Origin of the sequence: Corynebacterium striatum ATCC 6940 (assembly GCF_000159135.1) — a bacterium.
GTDB classification, from domain to species: Bacteria; Actinomycetota; Actinomycetes; order Mycobacteriales; family Mycobacteriaceae; genus Corynebacterium; species Corynebacterium striatum.
This window is the reverse complement of record NZ_GG667524.1, coordinates 22,423-37,649: the sequence shown is the minus strand read 5'-3', so window position 1 is coordinate 37,649 and position 15,227 is coordinate 22,423. Positions and strand designations below refer to the sequence as shown.

15 protein-coding genes, 1 tRNA gene and 1 pseudogene are annotated in these 15,227 nt (G+C 58.4%); 9 read left to right on the top strand and 8 right to left on the bottom strand.

The window, feature by feature from the left end:
• Positions 1 to 26 precede the first annotated feature (26 nt).
• Complete coding sequence (gene cmrA / locus HMPREF0308_RS09405) at positions 27 to 839, bottom strand: mycolate reductase (RefSeq protein ID WP_005531037.1); 813 nt, start codon at positions 837 to 839, stop codon at positions 27 to 29.
• A 141-nt stretch (positions 840 to 980) separates the two neighbouring features.
• On the opposite strand from cmrA, the gene HMPREF0308_RS09400 reads away from it, so the two are divergent.
• Positions 981 to 1,166, top strand: coding sequence for a PspC domain-containing protein (locus HMPREF0308_RS09400; protein WP_034657383.1), 186 nt, complete (start codon positions 981 to 983; stop codon positions 1,164 to 1,166).
• A 38-nt stretch (positions 1,167 to 1,204) separates the two neighbouring features.
• On the opposite strand, the gene HMPREF0308_RS09395 is transcribed toward HMPREF0308_RS09400, so the two are convergent.
• The 3 genes from HMPREF0308_RS09395 to HMPREF0308_RS09385 all read right to left on the bottom strand — a co-directional run bounded on the left by HMPREF0308_RS09395 (position 1,205) and on the right by HMPREF0308_RS09385 (position 3,098).
• Positions 1,205 to 1,864, bottom strand: a complete 660-nt coding sequence (locus HMPREF0308_RS09395) for an alkaline phosphatase family protein (protein ID WP_034657382.1) — start codon at positions 1,862 to 1,864, stop codon at positions 1,205 to 1,207.
• Positions 1,865 to 1,968: 104 nt separating this feature from the next.
• Positions 1,969 to 2,042: transfer RNA gene (locus tag HMPREF0308_RS09390), tRNA-Arg, on the bottom strand.
• A gap of 108 nt (positions 2,043 to 2,150) precedes the next feature.
• Positions 2,151 to 3,098 (bottom strand): LysR family transcriptional regulator, encoded by a 948-nt coding sequence (locus tag HMPREF0308_RS09385; protein WP_005531034.1) that lies wholly within the window; start codon positions 3,096 to 3,098, stop codon positions 2,151 to 2,153.
• A 75-nt stretch (positions 3,099 to 3,173) separates the two neighbouring features.
• On the opposite strand from HMPREF0308_RS09385, the gene HMPREF0308_RS09380 reads away from it, so the two are divergent.
• From HMPREF0308_RS09380 to HMPREF0308_RS09360, 5 genes are all read left to right on the top strand, one after another.
• Positions 3,174 to 5,294, top strand: a complete 2,121-nt coding sequence (locus tag HMPREF0308_RS09380) for a bifunctional copper resistance protein CopD/cytochrome c oxidase assembly protein (protein ID WP_005531032.1) — start codon at positions 3,174 to 3,176, stop codon at positions 5,292 to 5,294.
• A 212-nt stretch (positions 5,295 to 5,506) separates the two neighbouring features.
• The gene (locus tag HMPREF0308_RS09375; RefSeq protein ID WP_005531030.1) at positions 5,507 to 6,145 is read left to right on the top strand and encodes a single-stranded DNA-binding protein; all 639 of its coding nucleotides are present in this window, start codon (positions 5,507 to 5,509) and stop codon (positions 6,143 to 6,145) included.
• Between the two features lie 138 nt (positions 6,146 to 6,283).
• Positions 6,284 to 7,954 (top strand): energy-dependent translational throttle protein EttA, encoded by a 1,671-nt coding sequence (gene ettA / locus HMPREF0308_RS09370; protein WP_005531027.1) that lies wholly within the window; start codon positions 6,284 to 6,286, stop codon positions 7,952 to 7,954.
• 87 nt (positions 7,955 to 8,041) lie between these two features.
• Positions 8,042 to 8,470, top strand: coding sequence for an acyl-CoA thioesterase (locus HMPREF0308_RS09365; protein WP_005531026.1), 429 nt, complete (start codon positions 8,042 to 8,044; stop codon positions 8,468 to 8,470).
• 57 nt (positions 8,471 to 8,527) lie between these two features.
• A complete protein-coding gene (locus HMPREF0308_RS09360) occupies positions 8,528 to 9,172 on the top strand; it encodes a DUF8185 domain-containing protein (protein ID WP_005531009.1) in 645 nt (214 codons plus the stop codon).
• A 23-nt stretch (positions 9,173 to 9,195) separates the two neighbouring features.
• On the opposite strand, the gene chrA is transcribed toward HMPREF0308_RS09360, so the two are convergent.
• The 3 genes from chrA to HMPREF0308_RS09345 form a co-directional block, all read right to left on the bottom strand.
• Entirely contained in the window at positions 9,196 to 10,386 is a 1,191-nt protein-coding gene (gene chrA / locus HMPREF0308_RS09355; RefSeq protein WP_005531004.1) for a chromate efflux transporter, read from the bottom strand.
• Between the two features lie 248 nt (positions 10,387 to 10,634).
• Complete coding sequence (locus HMPREF0308_RS09350; RefSeq protein WP_005531002.1) at positions 10,635 to 11,024, bottom strand: globin; 390 nt, start codon at positions 11,022 to 11,024, stop codon at positions 10,635 to 10,637.
• A 5-nt stretch (positions 11,025 to 11,029) separates the two neighbouring features.
• Entirely contained in the window at positions 11,030 to 12,076 is a 1,047-nt protein-coding gene (locus HMPREF0308_RS09345) for a mechanosensitive ion channel family protein (protein WP_005531000.1), read from the bottom strand.
• A gap of 180 nt (positions 12,077 to 12,256) precedes the next feature.
• On the opposite strand from HMPREF0308_RS09345, the gene HMPREF0308_RS09340 reads away from it, so the two are divergent.
• The 3 genes from HMPREF0308_RS09340 (at position 12,257) to HMPREF0308_RS13910 (ending at position 14,540) form a co-directional block, all read left to right on the top strand.
• Positions 12,257 to 13,408: a cystathionine gamma-synthase gene (locus HMPREF0308_RS09340; protein ID WP_034657402.1), complete on the top strand. Its 1,152-nt coding sequence runs from the start codon at positions 12,257 to 12,259 to the stop codon at positions 13,406 to 13,408.
• 393 nt (positions 13,409 to 13,801) lie between these two features.
• Positions 13,802 to 14,344 carry a hypothetical protein gene (locus HMPREF0308_RS09335; protein ID WP_005530997.1) on the top strand — a complete coding sequence of 181 codons (543 nt, stop codon included), beginning with the start codon at positions 13,802 to 13,804 and terminating at the stop codon, positions 14,342 to 14,344.
• Positions 14,345 to 14,366: 22 nt separating this feature from the next.
• Entirely contained in the window at positions 14,367 to 14,540 is a 174-nt protein-coding gene (locus HMPREF0308_RS13910; protein WP_005530995.1) for a hypothetical protein, read from the top strand.
• Positions 14,541 to 14,787: 247 nt separating this feature from the next.
• On the opposite strand, the pseudogene HMPREF0308_RS14220 reads toward HMPREF0308_RS13910, so the two are convergent.
• Positions 14,788 to 15,073 (bottom strand): annotated as a pseudogene (locus HMPREF0308_RS14220) (transposase); the annotation flags it as partial.
• Between the last annotated feature and the right edge of the window lie 154 nt (positions 15,074 to 15,227).

The window sequence follows — 15,227 nt, the reverse complement described above, 5'->3', positions numbered from 1 at the left end:
AGGCTCGCCGAAAGGGTGGGAGTGCCTTAGGCCATCTTTGAGTAGAAGCTGCCGATGAGCGGTGCGGCAATCGGGGTAGGGACGATTTGGCCCAGAGCGTTCATCGCCTTGGACAGCGGGCCCGGCACCACGCGGCGCTGGTTGCGCGCCATTGCCGCGAGGGTTTCCGCGGAGCAGGACTCGTAGGTGGTCCACAGGAAGTCCGGCACCACCTTATCCACGATGGACTGCTCTTCTTCCGGAATGACCGCATCGCGGACTGGGCCTGGAGCCAGCAGGGTGCAGCTCACGCCCGTGCCCTTGAGCTCGTAGTGCAGCGCCTCGGTGAAGGCGTTTACTCCGGCCTTGGTGAACACGTAAGTCGCGTTGTTCGGAATCGAGACATTGCCCGCAGCAGAACCCACATTGCAGATAGCGCCCGAGCGGCGCGGCAGCATCTGCTTGAGCGCTGCACGCGTTAGGCGGTGCACGGCCTTGCCATTGAGATCGAACTGCTTGGTCTCATAGTCCCAATCCTGATCCATGAACTTGCCAAAGCTGGCGATGCCAGCAGAGTTCACGATGATGGAAATCTCCTTGTCTGCCATGAACTCGATGACGCGGTCGACGTCGGCTTCCTTTGCTAAGTCGGCGGCCAGAGCAATGGCATCCACCTCATGCTGGGCCTTAAGTTCCGCAGCGATGCGGTCGAGGACTTCCTGGCGGCGCGCCACCAGGATGACGTTGTAGCCGCGTGAAGCAAGGTCGCGCGCCATCGCCTCGCCGATGCCCTGGCTGGCACCAGTGAGCAAAGCATAAGAAGTGCGGGTGGGGGCGGGCAGCCCTGCGTGCTTAGTCATGAGGTGAAAATTCCTTTCGCCGTGTTAACAACTCCGTCTAGCGTAGACGAAAAGCCAGAAATCAGGGTGTTTATCAGGGCTCTCCCTGATGCAACATGGCGTGACATTAGGTTGAATTGAAAGTGAAAGGAGATGACAGAAATGAACAACAACCGTTTGACCCGTTCGACCACTGACACCTACATCGGAGGCGTGTGTGGCGGAATTGCCCAGGCCTACAACCTCGACCCAACCTTGGTTCGCGCGCTCTTCGTTATCGCAACGCTCCTCGGATTCTCCGGGATTTTGCTCTACATCCTGTTATGGGTGATCATGCCGGTTGCGTAATAAGCGCAAACTCGCTCGCTAATCTGCCGCAGCGGGCCTTATTGCAGCGGCCCAAAGCGCATGAACCGATGCCAGGTCTCCCACTCATCGCGGAGCCTGGCTGCATGGCGTGCGGGGCTTGCCACGGCGTCGATAAGCACGGCGTCCTGCATGCGCACACCGTTGTCGAAGAACAACGCCGCATGCCCCGACGCGCCATAACGCACCACCGGGACTAGGTTGAGGCCGTCGAAGGAAAGCTGCGCGTTCGGGCGTACATCAAGGCCCGCAATTGCCGCGAGCGTGGGCGCCAAATCCATGGGGGAGACCAGCTCCTTGCAGGAAGGGGCGGCGGTGTCCGTCACGCCCGGCCAAACCAAGGACATGGGGGAAGGCCCGCCGCTTAAGGAACACACGGCGACCACGCCATGCTTGGCGACGTCGCGCAGCCGCGCCGGGTCCGCAGGTTCTTCCAGCAGGCGGAATACCGGGGCGTCCTCGGTACCTGGTGGGGAGTCGATGTCCTCGCTTATGCTGTAGCCTGCTTCGCGGAAGATATCCGTGATCCGGGTCTTAGCTTCGCGCTGCGGATACTGGCCCGTCAAGACGCTGTTGCGGGACTGCGCATAGCTGGGGGAAGGAGCCCACGCGTTGTCGAAGCGCATGCCGATGAGGGCGGCTGCAGGGGCCGTGACGAAGGTAGCCAGGGTGATATCCATGGATTCCATCCTAGGCTTGCGCCCCGAGCCGTGTGGAGAGGAAAGATACAAAGAAAAGGCCACCTTCTGCCGTGAATTCCGGCAAAAGGTGGCCTTGACCTGCGTGCCCCCAGCAGGACTCGAACCCGCGACACATGGGGTAGAAACCCACTGCTCTAATCCGCTGAGCTATGGAGGCATATCCCACATATTAGACCAGAGTGCTGGGCAGGCTGGAAGTGGGGGCGGCGCCTCTCGTCAGCCGCCTTTCACCGGCGAAAGCGGCGAGGGCTAGTAGGCCTAATGCTTAGAGCAGGTTGGCACTGTCGAGGAGGGATTCTTCGCTTTCGCCGCCGACGTCGAGGATCAGGTCCACCAGTTGCTTTGCCGCAGGGGAGAGATCGCGGTCGCGGCGGAAAATCAGCAAGGCTTGCATCGGAGGGATACCCTCCGCAATGCGGCGATAGTGAATACCGCGATGGTTTAGCGCTTGCGCTGAACTCGGCAACAGGCATATGCCGATTCCGCCAGATACCAGCGGGAGGCCGGTTTGCAGCGTGGAAATTTCCTGGATTCGGCTAGGAACTGCGCCAGGGGTCTTTAGGAAGACCTGGTCGAGCAGTTCAGGCATGCCAATGAACTCAGGGTGGCGGGGCGGCAAGATCCACGTTTCTTTGGAAAGGTCTGCCAAAGAAACCGGATCCGGCAGGTGGCTGAGGCGTTCTGGAACTGCCACGCGGAATTCCATCTCGGTGGCTTCGTGGACAATGAGCTCGTCGCGATAACGCTGCGCAAAAGCCTGCGGATCAGTTGAGGGCATGAGGCCTAGGTCGATGGAGCCTTCCAACACGCGGTTTAGGGTGATGGTGGGCTCTGGGTCATCGAGGAAAATATTGACGTCAGGGGCGCTCTCAAACATTCGGTGCAGGACCTCCGGCATGAACAACCAGTTGAACTCAGGCGCCGAGGAAATAGAAACACTGCCTGCAGCGCCTTCGGCGATTTCGGATATGCGCTGGGTAGCGTCGCTAAGCAGCGTTTCAACTTTGGAGGCGATGCTGTAGAGATAAACTCCTGCTTCCGTAGTCTTCACGCCAGCGCGACCGCGGGTGAGAAGTTGGACGTTGAGTTCTTTTTCGAGCTTTCGGATGGAGAGGCTAAGAGATGGCTGAGTCATGTTTAATGCTTCAGCCGCATGAGTAAACGAACCGTGATCAACAACGGCTCGGAAATAGAGAAGCTGGCGCGAATCCATAACTCGTGATTATGCCAAAATTTAGAGAATTATTCGTTTTAGGTAAGGCAATGGTTTCGGCGGTACACTGCGCCTATGAAAAAACAGGACGGTACTGCCAGTTCACAGCTGCATGCAGCAGGGGCTGGGAAAGAAAGCCCGCAAGGCGCCGCCGTTAAGCCCGCTAGCGCTGCTGCCGCCAGCGGCGGTGCGAAAAATGCAAAATGGTTGTACGCCAGTGCAATATTCTTTGCGGGATTCGTGGGTGGCTTCATCTCCTTGTTCTTCCTCGCGGATTCGCTTGCTGCGCTCGGTATCCCTGACCCAGGCCGCCTGACCACCTTCGGACTGCCGTTCTTCCGCGCCGTCGCCTGGCTGCTTATGGCGTTATCTGTGGGATCGTTCATGGTCTCTGCCTTCCTTATCTCGCCGCAGATCCCCGACAAAGACAATGAGCGTCTCATTGAATCTCGCCTCACCGTGGATGGGCATATTGCGGCCCGAACGGGTGCCTTTGCGGCATTCGGCGTTGCCATCGTGGCTCTTCTTGAAGTTCCTTTGGTGATGTCGGACCTCACTGGTACTCCTTTTGCCCAGGTGCTCAACCCGCAATTGATGAGCATGGCGCTGGAAAGCATTGCTACCTCCCAGGCTTGGCTCGTCACCGCAGCTATTTCAGTAGTCGTTGGTGTCTTAGGCCTAGCCTCCAGAAAATGGTCAATGCAGCCCATCGCTTTCATGGTTTCGCTCCTGCAAATGGTGCCACTCGGCATGGAGGGACACTCGGCTGCTGGCGGCGACCATGACTATGGAACGAACTCCTTGCTCTTCCACCTGTTCTTCTTGGTGCTGTGGGTGGGTGGCCTGCTGGGGCTCATCGCCCATAGCCGGCGTTTGGGCCCGGGAATGGCTACGGCGGTTCGTCGCTATTCGGTGGTCGCGTTTGTATCTATCGTGGCCATGGCGGCATCCGGCATCATCAATGCGCTTATCCGCGTGGAGTTCAGCGATCTCTTTAGCACCCGTTACGGCCTGCTCATTGTCACCAAGACGGTACTGACCATCCTGCTTGCTGTCTTTGGACTGGCGCATCGTCAAATCACCATTCCGCAGCTGGAACGTCGCCCTGAGCTGTTTAGGCGAGTGGCCTTCGTGGAGGTCCTCGTCATGGCTGCCACGGTAGGCGTAGCGATTTCTATGGGGCGCACCCCGCCGCCACCGCCCCGGGATCCGAATCTGAACAACATGCAGGTGCTGTTGGGCTATGAGCTTCTCGACGCCCCGACCGTCACCAACATTTGGACCATGTACCGCTATGACCTCATGTTCGGCACCCTCGGTCTCGGACTCGCGGCGCTTTACGGTTACGCGCTGCTGCGCTTGCGTCGCCGTGGTCTGAGCTGGTCTCCAGTGCGCACCGCGTGGTTCATGTTGGGCGCGCTTGGTCTGACCTTCATCATGAGCTCGGGCATTGGTCTCTACATTCCGGCGTTGTACTCGATGCACATGCTGGGGCACATGTTCTTGTCTATGGCCATCCCGCTGTTCTTGGTGCTTGGTGCACCGCTGACGTTGGTAATGGAAGCTTTTGAGCCAGGTGCTCCCGGCAAGCCGACCATCCATGATGCGGCTGTGGCCGTGACCAAGGCCAAGGTGCTGAAGTTCCTGACGCATCCGGCAGTCAACCTCATCCAGTTCCTCGTATTCCTCTACGTGCTCTACCTGTATCCCGATCTCTATCAGGTGGCGGTGTCCGAGCACGCCGGTCACCTCATTATGAACTGGGCATTCCTCATCTCCGGTTACATCTATTACTGGGAGGTCATCGGCCCAGACCCATTGCCGTTCCGTGCGCCGACCAACCTGCGCCTGCTAGTGCTGTTCTTCTCCATGCCGCTACACCTCTTCGCTGGCGTCTACCTCATGCAGCTGCAAAGCGTGCTGGGCGAGGCGTTCTACCTGTCGCTGAACCTGCCGTGGAACCCCGACCTATTGCAAGATCAGCGCGTGGGTGGCGGCATCGCATGGGGCTTTGGCCAGTTCCCGTTGGTCATCGTCTTTGGCAAACTCTTCCTAGACTGGCTGCGCGACGACCGCGCTATAGCGCGTCGCCACGATGCCAAGGCGGAGGTTGATGGCGATGCGGACTTGGAGGACTACAACGAGATGCTGCGACGCATGAGCGAGGGCGACGCTACCGGCTTCCGGCAGCAGTAATTTCACTGAGAAACAGCGCAATCTGTGAGTAACTCTCACCAACTGGTGGGAGTTATTTGCGTTTTGTTGACGCTGCCAACTAGTTATCCACAGCTTGCAAAACTTCCTCTTGTAGCCCTTGTCCATTCGCAGTGATGATGCAGGCAGGAAGGGGCGCGGCCCTTTCCGTCATCTGAGACCCTAAGACTCTAAAAGAAAAGGAATTTAAGGACATGTCCCAGCTACCTATCACCATCACTGGTCATCTCACCCACGAGCCGGAGCTCGTCAAAGTTAATACCGACATGTACAAGACACGCCTGCGTATGGCGTCTTCGCGCCGTGTTCCCGCGGATAGCACGGTAAACGGCGAGCGGGAGTGGCGCGATACTGATCTGATTTACATCGATGTTGAGATGTGGGGTCAGTTTGCCATCAACGTGAAGAAGTCCCTGCACCGTGGGATGCCGGTTATTGTCGTTGGTTCGGTGTGTTCGGACTCGTGGACCAGCCCGAACGGTCAAAACAAGTTCCGCACCTTCGTGAAGGCCTTCTACGTGGGGCTAGACCTCAACCGCTACATCATTTCTTCTCGCAAGCTGGAACACGTATACACCACGGATGGCCTGGAGCCACCGGCATCGGGCGATGAGATGCCGGAGATCGATCTGGATAGGACGGCGCAGTCAAACGCTGCTCCAACAGACGCCACCACCGAGTCCGAAGCCGAACGCGATGACGAGCACGACACTGCCGCTGACCGCCGGCAGGCAGCTCGCGGGCTCGGTGGCCAGAACGCTCTACATGTGGATGCTGAGAATGAAACAAGCGAGGAAGGCGGAGCCCAAGAGCTAGAAGAGGTATCCGTATAAAAAGCGGTGGATTGCTCCTCGGGTGAGGGGAGGAAAATACCTGCGAAGGATAACCCTAACCCGGGGCGCTTTGTCCTCCCATGTGATGTACTCTTTGTTGTGTTATAAACCATTCCCAAGTTAAGCAAAGGGTGAAACATGGGCGAATTCATCTACACGATGAAAAATGTGCGTAAGGCAGTCGGCGAGAAGCTCATTCTCGACAATGTAACGATGGCCTTCTACCCAGGTGCCAAGATTGGTGTCGTTGGCCCGAATGGTGCAGGTAAGTCCTCCATTCTGAAGATCATGGCCGGAATCGACCAGCCATCCAACGGTGAAGCATTCATCGATCCGGGCAAAACCGTGGGCATCCTTCTACAGGAGCCACCACTCAATGACGAGAAGACCGTTCGCGGCAACGTCGAAGAGGGCTTGGGCGAGATCTTTGAGAAGAAGCAGCGCTTCGAGGCCATCGCAGAAGAGATGGCCACCAACTACACCGATGAGCTCATGGAAGAAATGGGCAAGCTCCAGGAGGAGCTCGACGCTGCCGATGCTTGGGAGGTCGATTCCAAGATCGAGCAGGCCATGGAAGCGCTGCGCTGCCCGCCTTCCGACGCCCCGGTGAACAACCTCTCCGGTGGTGAGCGCCGTCGCGTCGCCTTGGCCAAGCTCCTTCTCTCCGAGCCGGACCTGCTGCTGCTCGACGAGCCGACCAACCACCTGGACGCCGAGTCCGTGGAATGGCTGGAGAAGCACCTCGCTGACTACAAGGGCGCCGTTCTGGCGGTTACCCACGACCGCTACTTCCTCGACCATGTTGCGGGCTGGATCTGTGAGGTTGACCGCGGCAAGCTCTACCCATACGAGGGCAACTACTCCACCTACCTGGAGAAGAAGGCCGAGCGTCTGGAAGTTGCTGGCGCCAAGGATAAGAAGCTGCAGAAGCGCCTGAAGGAAGAGCTCGCTTGGGTTCGCTCCGGCGCCAAGGCTCGTCAGGCCAAGAACAAGGCTCGTCTCCAGCGCTACGAGGAGATGGCTGCGGAGGCTGAGCAGTACAAGAAGCTCGACTTCGAAGAGATCCAGATTCCAACCCCGCCGCGCTTGGGCAACAAGGTCGTGGAGGTCAAGAACCTGGTCAAGGGCTTCGACGGCCGAACTCTTATCAAGGACCTGTCCTTCACCCTGCCGCGCAACGGCATCGTCGGCGTTATCGGCCCGAACGGTGTGGGTAAGTCCACCCTGTTCAAGACCATCGTTGGTCTGGAGCAGCCGGACTCCGGCTCCGTTGAGGTTGGCGAGACTGTCAAGCTTTCCTACGTTGACCAGGGCCGTGAGAACATCGACCCTGAGGCAACCGTCTGGGAGGTTGTTTCTGACGGACTGGATTACATCCACGTCGGCCAGAACGAAATGCCATCGCGTGCTTACCTGTCCGCGTTCGGCTTCAAGGGCCCGGACCAGCAGAAGCCTTCCAAGGTTCTCTCCGGTGGTGAGCGTAACCGCCTGAACCTGGCTCTGACCCTGAAAGAGGGCGGAAACCTGATTCTCCTTGACGAGCCGACCAACGACCTGGACGTCGAGACCCTGGGCTCCCTTGAGAACGCCCTTGAGAAGTTCCCGGGCTGCGCCGTGGTCATTTCCCACGACCGCTGGTTCCTGGACCGCACCTGTACCCACATCCTTGCCTGGGAAGGCAACGTGGAAGAGGGCAAGTGGTTCTGGTTCGAAGGCAACTTCGGCGACTACGAGAAGAACAAGATCGAGCGCCTCGGCGAGGACGCCGCTCGCCCGAGCCGCGTGACCCACCGCAAGCTGACCCGCTAGCGTTTAACGCAAAGGGCGTCCGGAAAACGGACGCCCTTTTAGCTTTTCCCTAAACCCCAACCCCAATTGGAAAGAGATTTTTAAAGAATGTCTTCTGAGAACGTGCACGCGCACACCGTTGGTGTCCGTTGGTCTGACTTCGACATGTACGGCCACATGATGAACGCCAACTACATCGAGCTGGCGCAAGAGGCCCGTTTGGCTTTTGCCATGGACCACTTCTACAAAAACGGCCTGGACATGATTGCGTTCGTGCGTCACCTCGACGCCGACTACGTTCGTCCGCTCAAGTGGGATGGCAAGAACAGCACGGTCACGGTTGAGACCACCGTGGTGCGCCTGGGTAACACCTCGTTCACCACCCGCCAGGAGATCAAGGACAGCACCGGCAACGTCGCATGCGTTATCACTTGCACCCAGGTTGTCATCGACAAGGCAACGCAGATGCCGCGTGCTATCTCTGAGGAGGAGAAGAAGATCATTCTTGAGAATGCTTTGGTTAAGCTGGACGCATAGCGTGAGCTGAATTCGAGCTCGCCGCGCATCAGTACGTCGAAGGAGGGCCTGCAAGCCATGGTCAACGAATCACTCGAATTAAGAGGTGGTGGACCTGGATTGCGGGCCCTCATCGCGCGTGCAGTGGGGCTGGACGTGGCGGCGTTAGTGCGCTTGCGCCAGCTCGACGAGAACACCGTCGACGTGTTTGTCACTACGCCATTTGAGGTGGTGGCCTCCCGCCGCGTGGAGGGCACGGTCTCCCGCGACGGGGCAGTGGTCTCTGCGAATGCTCTGCATGAGGCTTTGCTGCTTGGCGACGCCGAACCCGGCACCCTTGAGCTCGGCCCCGCTCGGGACCCTTCGTGGCCGGGCGCCCTGCCGCCAGCAACCGGATTCGTCTTGCTCGATACCCTGCCCGTTGAGGTAGTGCGGGAGCTTTCCGATAAGGGCCAGCAGCTCGCCCGCCAGTTCTCTGGACCCCTCGGCCCACCGGCGAGCCTGCTGAATCAGACCGTGGTTACCGTCACTGGTCCGGAGAACCAAGAGGTGGGAATCCCCATGCGCATGATTTTCGCCTGCACCAACCTGGGGCTTATTCCCGGCTTCGCTGCGCCGATGGATATTCCACGTCATCTACGCGTATCCGGCCTTGGCCGGTGGGTCCGCGTCGACGCCCCCTTTGGCAGTGTGTATCGCTCGACGCGGCTCTCCCTGTTCTAGCCGATACCTCGTCGGCCACGGCGCTAGAGTAGCGCCCACCCCAGCAGCGCCGCACCCACGGCTACAGACCACGGCGGCGCCTTGAAGAATTGCAAAGCAACGTAGGTCGCAACCGCAATTCCGGCGCTAGCCCAGCCAGTGACGCCGTGGGTGATAATCGGGTCCCACAGCGCTGCGATCAGTAGGCCGATGACCGCGGCATTTACCGCCGCGAAGGCGGTGCGCAGCCACCTTAAGTGTTGCCACCGCGACCAAAAGTGCAGTGCGGCAAGTGTTAGCAAAGCGCCAGGCAAGAAAATCATGACCGTGCCCAACACGGCGCCGCCCACGCCGCCGTCGACCGCGCCAAGATAAGACGCGAACGTGAACAACGGACCCGGCACGCCTTGCGCCACTGAGTACCCGGCCAGGAACTCCTGTTGAGTGAGCCAGCCTGCGCCCACGAATTTATCCTCGAGCAGCGGCAGCACTACGTGTCCGCCGCCAAAGACCAGAGCGCCTGATTGGTAGAACGCGTTGAGACGGGTGATGAGCCAAGCATCGCTTAAACGTGCAGCTATGGCCAGCCCGCCGAGCAGGAGGAAGAACGCGCCCAAGCAGCCCCACGCCAGCCGGACCGACACCGCACGGAGCCCGTGCTCAGCGCCCGCTTGCTCACCGACGCCCAACTGCCCGCGCAAGATGGTAGCCCCGAGGAAACCCGCAATGAGGATGACCGCGAGCTGCCACGAGGAGCCCGCGAAGATCAGCACGAGGGAGCTCACCACCGCCAGCGCCCAGGCCACAGGTGTTTTGAGCAGCTTCTTACACATGCCGATGATGGCGTGCAGGACCACGCCGGCTGCCGCTGCCAACAGGCCAGCCAACCAGCCTGCGCCTACAGGCGAGGCAGTGGTTTCGCCGCCGACCACTAGGCCAAACACTGCCAATATGAGTGCGGAGGGGATGGTGAAGAGGAACCATGACAAGGCCATGCCCGGCAGGCCGGCGCGGTGATAGCCCACCGCCATGCCCACCTTGGAGCTGGCCGGGCCGGGCAGAAACTGGGACATGGCGACGAGATCTGCGTAGGTGGCGTCGGTGAGCCAACGGCGGCGCTCGACAAACTCGGTACGGAAGTACCCCAAGTGCGCGGCCGGTCCACCAAAAGCTGTCCAGCCAAGCGGACCAAAGGATCGGTTGACCTCTGAAAAGCCGCCTTGTGAAGTCGTCATTCTAAGGATGCTAGTGGCGTGGGGGCGCCTTCGCGAGCTGCGGATGTAAATCGCATTCGCATCAATAAACTTTTTCTTTTCTAAGGAGAAAGCAATGCGTATCGCCGTCCCTAAAAGGTTATGAATAACGAGAATCGCGTGGCTCTGACTCCGCTTGCAGTGTAGACCTTGGTCAAGGAACCTCGTCTCTGAGCAGGTCCGTGCTGCTTTCTCCTGGGAAGACTAGGAAGAAAACCTAGCGCTGCTGATTAGCCCTGGCGGTTGATTAGCATCTGCGCTACGCGCTCCATGTGGACCCAGATCATGTGTCGGTAAGCCGGCGGAATGGTCTCCTCATCGATCTGGGCCAGCGAGTTGGCCATGAGTTCGAGCCAACGGTCATGCGCCTCAAGATTGATGGGGTATTCCGCATGGCGCATGCGCAAGCGCGGGTGCCCGCGGTTATCGCTAAACAGCTGCGGGCCTCCCCAATATTGCACGAGGAACCACTTCAGGCGTTCCTCGGCGCCCTCCCAATCTTGGTCGGGATACATTGGGCCGATGACGTCGTCGGTGCGGACCTGGGCATAGAAAACGCCGACCAATTTGTCGAAGGTCTCCATACCGCCAACTGCTTCATACACGCTCGTGGGCTGCATAGTGTTTAAGACTCGTTTCCGGGATCTGCGGGATTAAGAGAGTTCTCGATGAATGGGTATTCGGCCTCATCCATGTCATAGAAGCTCACTCCCTGAGGATATGGGGTGTCGATGTTGTGCGCGTGCATTGCGTTGAGAATCTTCGCCTGCAGCTTGCGCTGAACGCCCCATTGCTTGCCCGGCAGCGTCTTCACGGTCACGCGGAAGGACATGTGATCGACCTCGAGGCTGGAAATGCCGTTGACGTCGGGCTGATCAAGGAGGTCGTCGCGGACGGCGTCGTCAAGCGCAGCGTCCTGGACAGCCTTGGAGATGACCTCAAATGCCTTGTCGGGATCGTTAGAAAGCGCGACCGGAACCTGCACGCGGGCCACCGAGTAGTGGTCTGAGTGGTTGGCTACCTGCAGGATCTCGCCATTGCGGACGTACCACAGGGCGCCGTCTATGTCGCGAACCGTGGTGATGCGCAGGGAGATGGACTCCACGTCGCCGAAGACGCCATTGCCCAAGTCGATGGTGTCGCCGATGCCGTACTGGTCCTCCAGCAGCATGAAAATGCCGGAGAGGAAGTCCTTGACCAGCGACTGCGCACCGAAACCAAGAGCGACACCAACCACACCGGCGGAGGCCACGAGAGGTGCGACGTTGACGCCGACCTCGGATAAGATAGCGAGGACTGCCCACACCCAGACGAAGATGCCTGCGGCGGAACGGCCCACGCTCGCGAGGGTCTGCAGGCGCGAAACGCGGCGTGCCTCGTGTGTTTTCGCCAGTGCGGTGTCCTGCTTAGCGACCTTGCGGCGTGGACGAACCTGTGATTTCAGGCGCCCGTTCTTGATGCTGTTATCGGCGAGCTTGGTGATGAGCCGGCGCAGAAGCCAGTGGGCGACCAAAGCGATGAGCAGGATGATCGCGATGCGAATTGGTTTGTCGACGAGCCACGATTGTGTGGTTTCGTTCTTCCAGAACCCAGTGACGGTTTCGACTGCTTGCTCGGCATTAGGGCTAGCTGCAAGGAGCGCGGTGCTTGCGGTGGTGGTAGGAAAACTCATGGTGCTTTCTACTCGGGGAAAATTCAAAGTGTACGCCGGAACCAGTCATGATTCCGTGTGACGCACAACCACACCATGGTACGGAAATTCTCAAAGCTTAAGGGAACGCTCATTGATGAGATGAATAAAAACATTGCAATCACTGTTTGGAATGGACAGCTTGGTCTAGAGTTTCTAGACATGACTGAGAACCGCGCCCCAGGCTTTTCCTCCCGATCGATTCATGCTGGCTACCACCCAGACCCCTACATGGGCAGTATTAACGTGCCGATTTACGCGTCGACTACGTTCCAGCAGGACGGTTTGGCGCAGTTGCGCGGTGGTTTTGAGTATGGACGCGTGGCCAACCCCACCGTGCGTTCGCTTGAGTTAACGCTCGCGTCCCTGGAAAACGCTGAGTACGCGCGATGTTTTTCCTCCGGCATGGCGGCGGTGGACACGCTGATCCGCATCATCGTGCGCCCGGGCGACCATGTCATCTTGGGCAATGACGCATACGGTGGAATGTACCGCTTGCTGCACCACGACTATGGCCAGTGGGGTATCGAGCTATCCATCGTGGATACCACCGATGCCTCTGCCGTGGCTGCGGCGGTGCGTGAGAACACCAAGCTCATCTGGCTGGAGACCCCAACCAACCCGGCTACCAACATCACGGACATCGCTGAGGTGGTCAAGCACAAGGGCAACGCTCAGATCGTTGTGGACAACACCTTCGCTACTCCTTACCTGCAGAACCCGCTGGATCTCGGCGCGGACCACATCCTGCACTCCACCACGAAGTACTTGGGCGGACACTCTGACGTGCTGGGCGGTGCCGTGGTGACCAATTCGGCGGAGATGGACGAGCGCCTGCTCTACTTCCAGGGCAATGTCGGCGCAGTGTCCTCGCCATTCGACGCCTACCTCACCGTCCGTGGCATCAAGACCTTGTCCGTGCGCATGGACCGCCACTGCTCGAATGCGCAGGCCGTGGCCGAGTTCCTGGAATCCCGCCCTGAGGTCAAGCAGGTCCTGTATCCGGGTCTTCCTTCGCACCCAGGCCACGAGCTGGCGAAGAAGCAGATGCGCGGCTTCGGAGGCATGATGTCCGTGCGCTTCCACGATGCGGAGCATGCAAAACAGGTGTGCCTGAACACCCAGCTGGTGTCCTTGGCGGAGTCCTTGGGCGGCGTGGAATCCCTCATCGAGCATCCGCAGAACATGACCCACATTTCGGCGGAGGGCTCCGAACTGGTTCCGCCGGAGGATCTGGTGCGCATCTCCATTGGCATCGAGGACGTTGCGGACCTCATCGCGGACTTCGAGCAGGCGTTGGACGCGCTGCACTAGATAGTGTTGGGGCGCCACAACCGCTAAAGGCGAGTGCTTGGTGCCTCATTGCCAAAAGCCCAGCCCTAAGCACCCGGCCCTGGATTACCAGACCCTGAGGTTGCGTTTTATCGCGTCGGGGACTGCGGATGTTTTGAATTCTTCACGCAGCTTGGTGGTTGTGTGTTGTGAAGTGCCCTGGGTTTTGTTCCTAGGCTTTCGCCTTGATTTCCATTGTTTCTTGATTGGGGTGGTGTTCTGCGCATATTTACCAATACGCGGACTTGACCCAGCCAAGTGTTTTCTCACGTGAGGTGCGATAGATCACCTCACACAATTCGTCAAACTATTGCCCACAATTTGGACAGTATGTAACCTCGGGAGTAGTTCGGTTCTCTAGAGATCGGGAACACTATGAAAACTCAGTCAAAAGCACTAACTTCACTAGCTTCCATAGCTATCCTTTTTGCTAGTCAGGGACTAGCCTCCGCTGCAGAAAAGGACGATCCTACAACCCCTCAAGAGTTCCAAGAACAGACCGTTGCGGAAGGAACAGTCACCCCGGAGGTTCTGGATCAAGCTTTTGAAGAACTGATCAACTCGGATGTTCCCCGAACTGTAAATGATGACTCCACCGTAACCTTCGACCTCGAGCACATGGATCTAACGTTAAGGGATCCACATGCCATCACCCCCTATGTGAGCGGAGGGAAAGAAAACGGGGGATTCTGGGTAGAGTTCACCCCTCTTGAGCAGGATATGATCATCAGCGGATCGGGGTTTGCCCTAGGGGCCGCCATCTGCGCCATTCCCGGTGTCGGGTGGGCCGCCTGCACCGTCGTTGGAGCCATCATCACTGGGGCAACAGTAGTCCTCAGTCACCACAAACGCTGCAATAATCGCTTAAAAGCCCATTACACGTGGGCCGGAAGAGTCCGAGGCATCGAGTGTACTTAACGATCAAGTGTAAAGAGGACTAATGAACAGACATAAAATATCTCCCAATGCGATTGTCGTTGCACTATTTGGGCTGGCAATTTCAGGTTATGTCGCCATCACAAACAAGTCGATCCTCGGATTTTTCATCCTCATACTGCTCACTATAGTTGCAGCAGTTCTGGTCAATCGCGTCAAAAACAATCATCAGGAATAACCAGTGAGTAAAGTCGTCAGCCGGCGGTTGCATCCGTTAGCGTGGTGTACGAGTTAGTTCTTGTGATGGGCCCCGAGGACAAATAGGGCGACCATCATGGGTACCTTTCGAATCAACTTCTACCTATCCTCGAAAAGGACGCCGGGCGTGACCCCTGAAAAGTAGACAAGGTGAGTGGCAGTAATGCTGCCTTGGTCAGTGTAATAGATTGGGCTTCAAAGACATCGGGCGATACCTGTCCGCATCATGAGTGTCGGCGCTGTGTGTTGTATCTGATGCACCACCGAAATACCTCCCGCCGGCATTGCAGCGGATTCTCGAAGACTTTCCTATTGCGCAGGACTTCTCTTTTCATCGTGGAATTAAATGACTCTGCTAACGCATTATCTGCACTGGTACCGATAGCACCCATGGACTGGATTACGCCAAGTTCCTGGCATCGTGTGCTAAACGCTGCTGATGTGTACACCTTGTGAGCCGTGGTCCGAGTGATAAATTGGGCCCGCCTTTGTCCTTGCGGGACAGTCCAGCGCTGCGCATCAGCCGGGCTGTGTGCTCGCGTCCAATGTTAATGCCCCGGCGGCGCAGCACGTGCCGCATCTTCTGTACGCCGTAGACGTCGTAATTTTTGGAAATGAACGTCGTGACTATGCTCCACGAGGGCAGCGTCGCGAAGACTGCGGGCGC

Excerpts from the sequence above, each read along its gene's own strand:
- HMPREF0308_RS13910 (WP_005530995.1), top strand. The coding sequence starts at position 14,367 with ATGAACAGACATAAAATATCTCCCAATGCGATTGTCGTTGCACTATTT.
- HMPREF0308_RS09335 (WP_005530997.1), top strand. The coding sequence starts at position 13,802 with ATGAAAACTCAGTCAAAAGCACTAACTTCACTAGCTTCCATAGCTATC.
- HMPREF0308_RS09365 (WP_005531026.1), top strand. The coding sequence starts at position 8,042 with ATGTCTTCTGAGAACGTGCACGCGCACACCGTTGGTGTCCGTTGGTCT.
- HMPREF0308_RS09380 (WP_005531032.1), top strand. The coding sequence starts at position 3,174 with ATGAAAAAACAGGACGGTACTGCCAGTTCACAGCTGCATGCAGCAGGG.
- HMPREF0308_RS09395 (WP_034657382.1), bottom strand. The coding sequence starts at position 1,864 with ATGGATATCACCCTGGCTACCTTCGTCACGGCCCCTGCAGCCGCCCTC.
- chrA (WP_005531004.1), bottom strand. The coding sequence starts at position 10,386 with ATGACGACTTCACAAGGCGGCTTTTCAGAGGTCAACCGATCCTTTGGT.
- HMPREF0308_RS09375 (WP_005531030.1), top strand. The coding sequence starts at position 5,507 with ATGTCCCAGCTACCTATCACCATCACTGGTCATCTCACCCACGAGCCG.
- HMPREF0308_RS09340 (WP_034657402.1), top strand. The coding sequence starts at position 12,257 with ATGACTGAGAACCGCGCCCCAGGCTTTTCCTCCCGATCGATTCATGCT.
- HMPREF0308_RS09345 (WP_005531000.1), bottom strand. The coding sequence starts at position 12,076 with ATGAGTTTTCCTACCACCACCGCAAGCACCGCGCTCCTTGCAGCTAGC.
- HMPREF0308_RS09360 (WP_005531009.1), top strand. The coding sequence starts at position 8,528 with ATGGTCAACGAATCACTCGAATTAAGAGGTGGTGGACCTGGATTGCGG.
- cmrA (WP_005531037.1), bottom strand. The coding sequence starts at position 839 with ATGACTAAGCACGCAGGGCTGCCCGCCCCCACCCGCACTTCTTATGCT.
- HMPREF0308_RS09400 (WP_034657383.1), top strand. The coding sequence starts at position 981 with ATGAACAACAACCGTTTGACCCGTTCGACCACTGACACCTACATCGGA.
- ettA (WP_005531027.1), top strand. The coding sequence starts at position 6,284 with ATGGGCGAATTCATCTACACGATGAAAAATGTGCGTAAGGCAGTCGGC.
- HMPREF0308_RS09350 (WP_005531002.1), bottom strand. The coding sequence starts at position 11,024 with ATGCAGCCCACGAGCGTGTATGAAGCAGTTGGCGGTATGGAGACCTTC.
- HMPREF0308_RS09385 (WP_005531034.1), bottom strand. The coding sequence starts at position 3,098 with ATGGATTCGCGCCAGCTTCTCTATTTCCGAGCCGTTGTTGATCACGGT.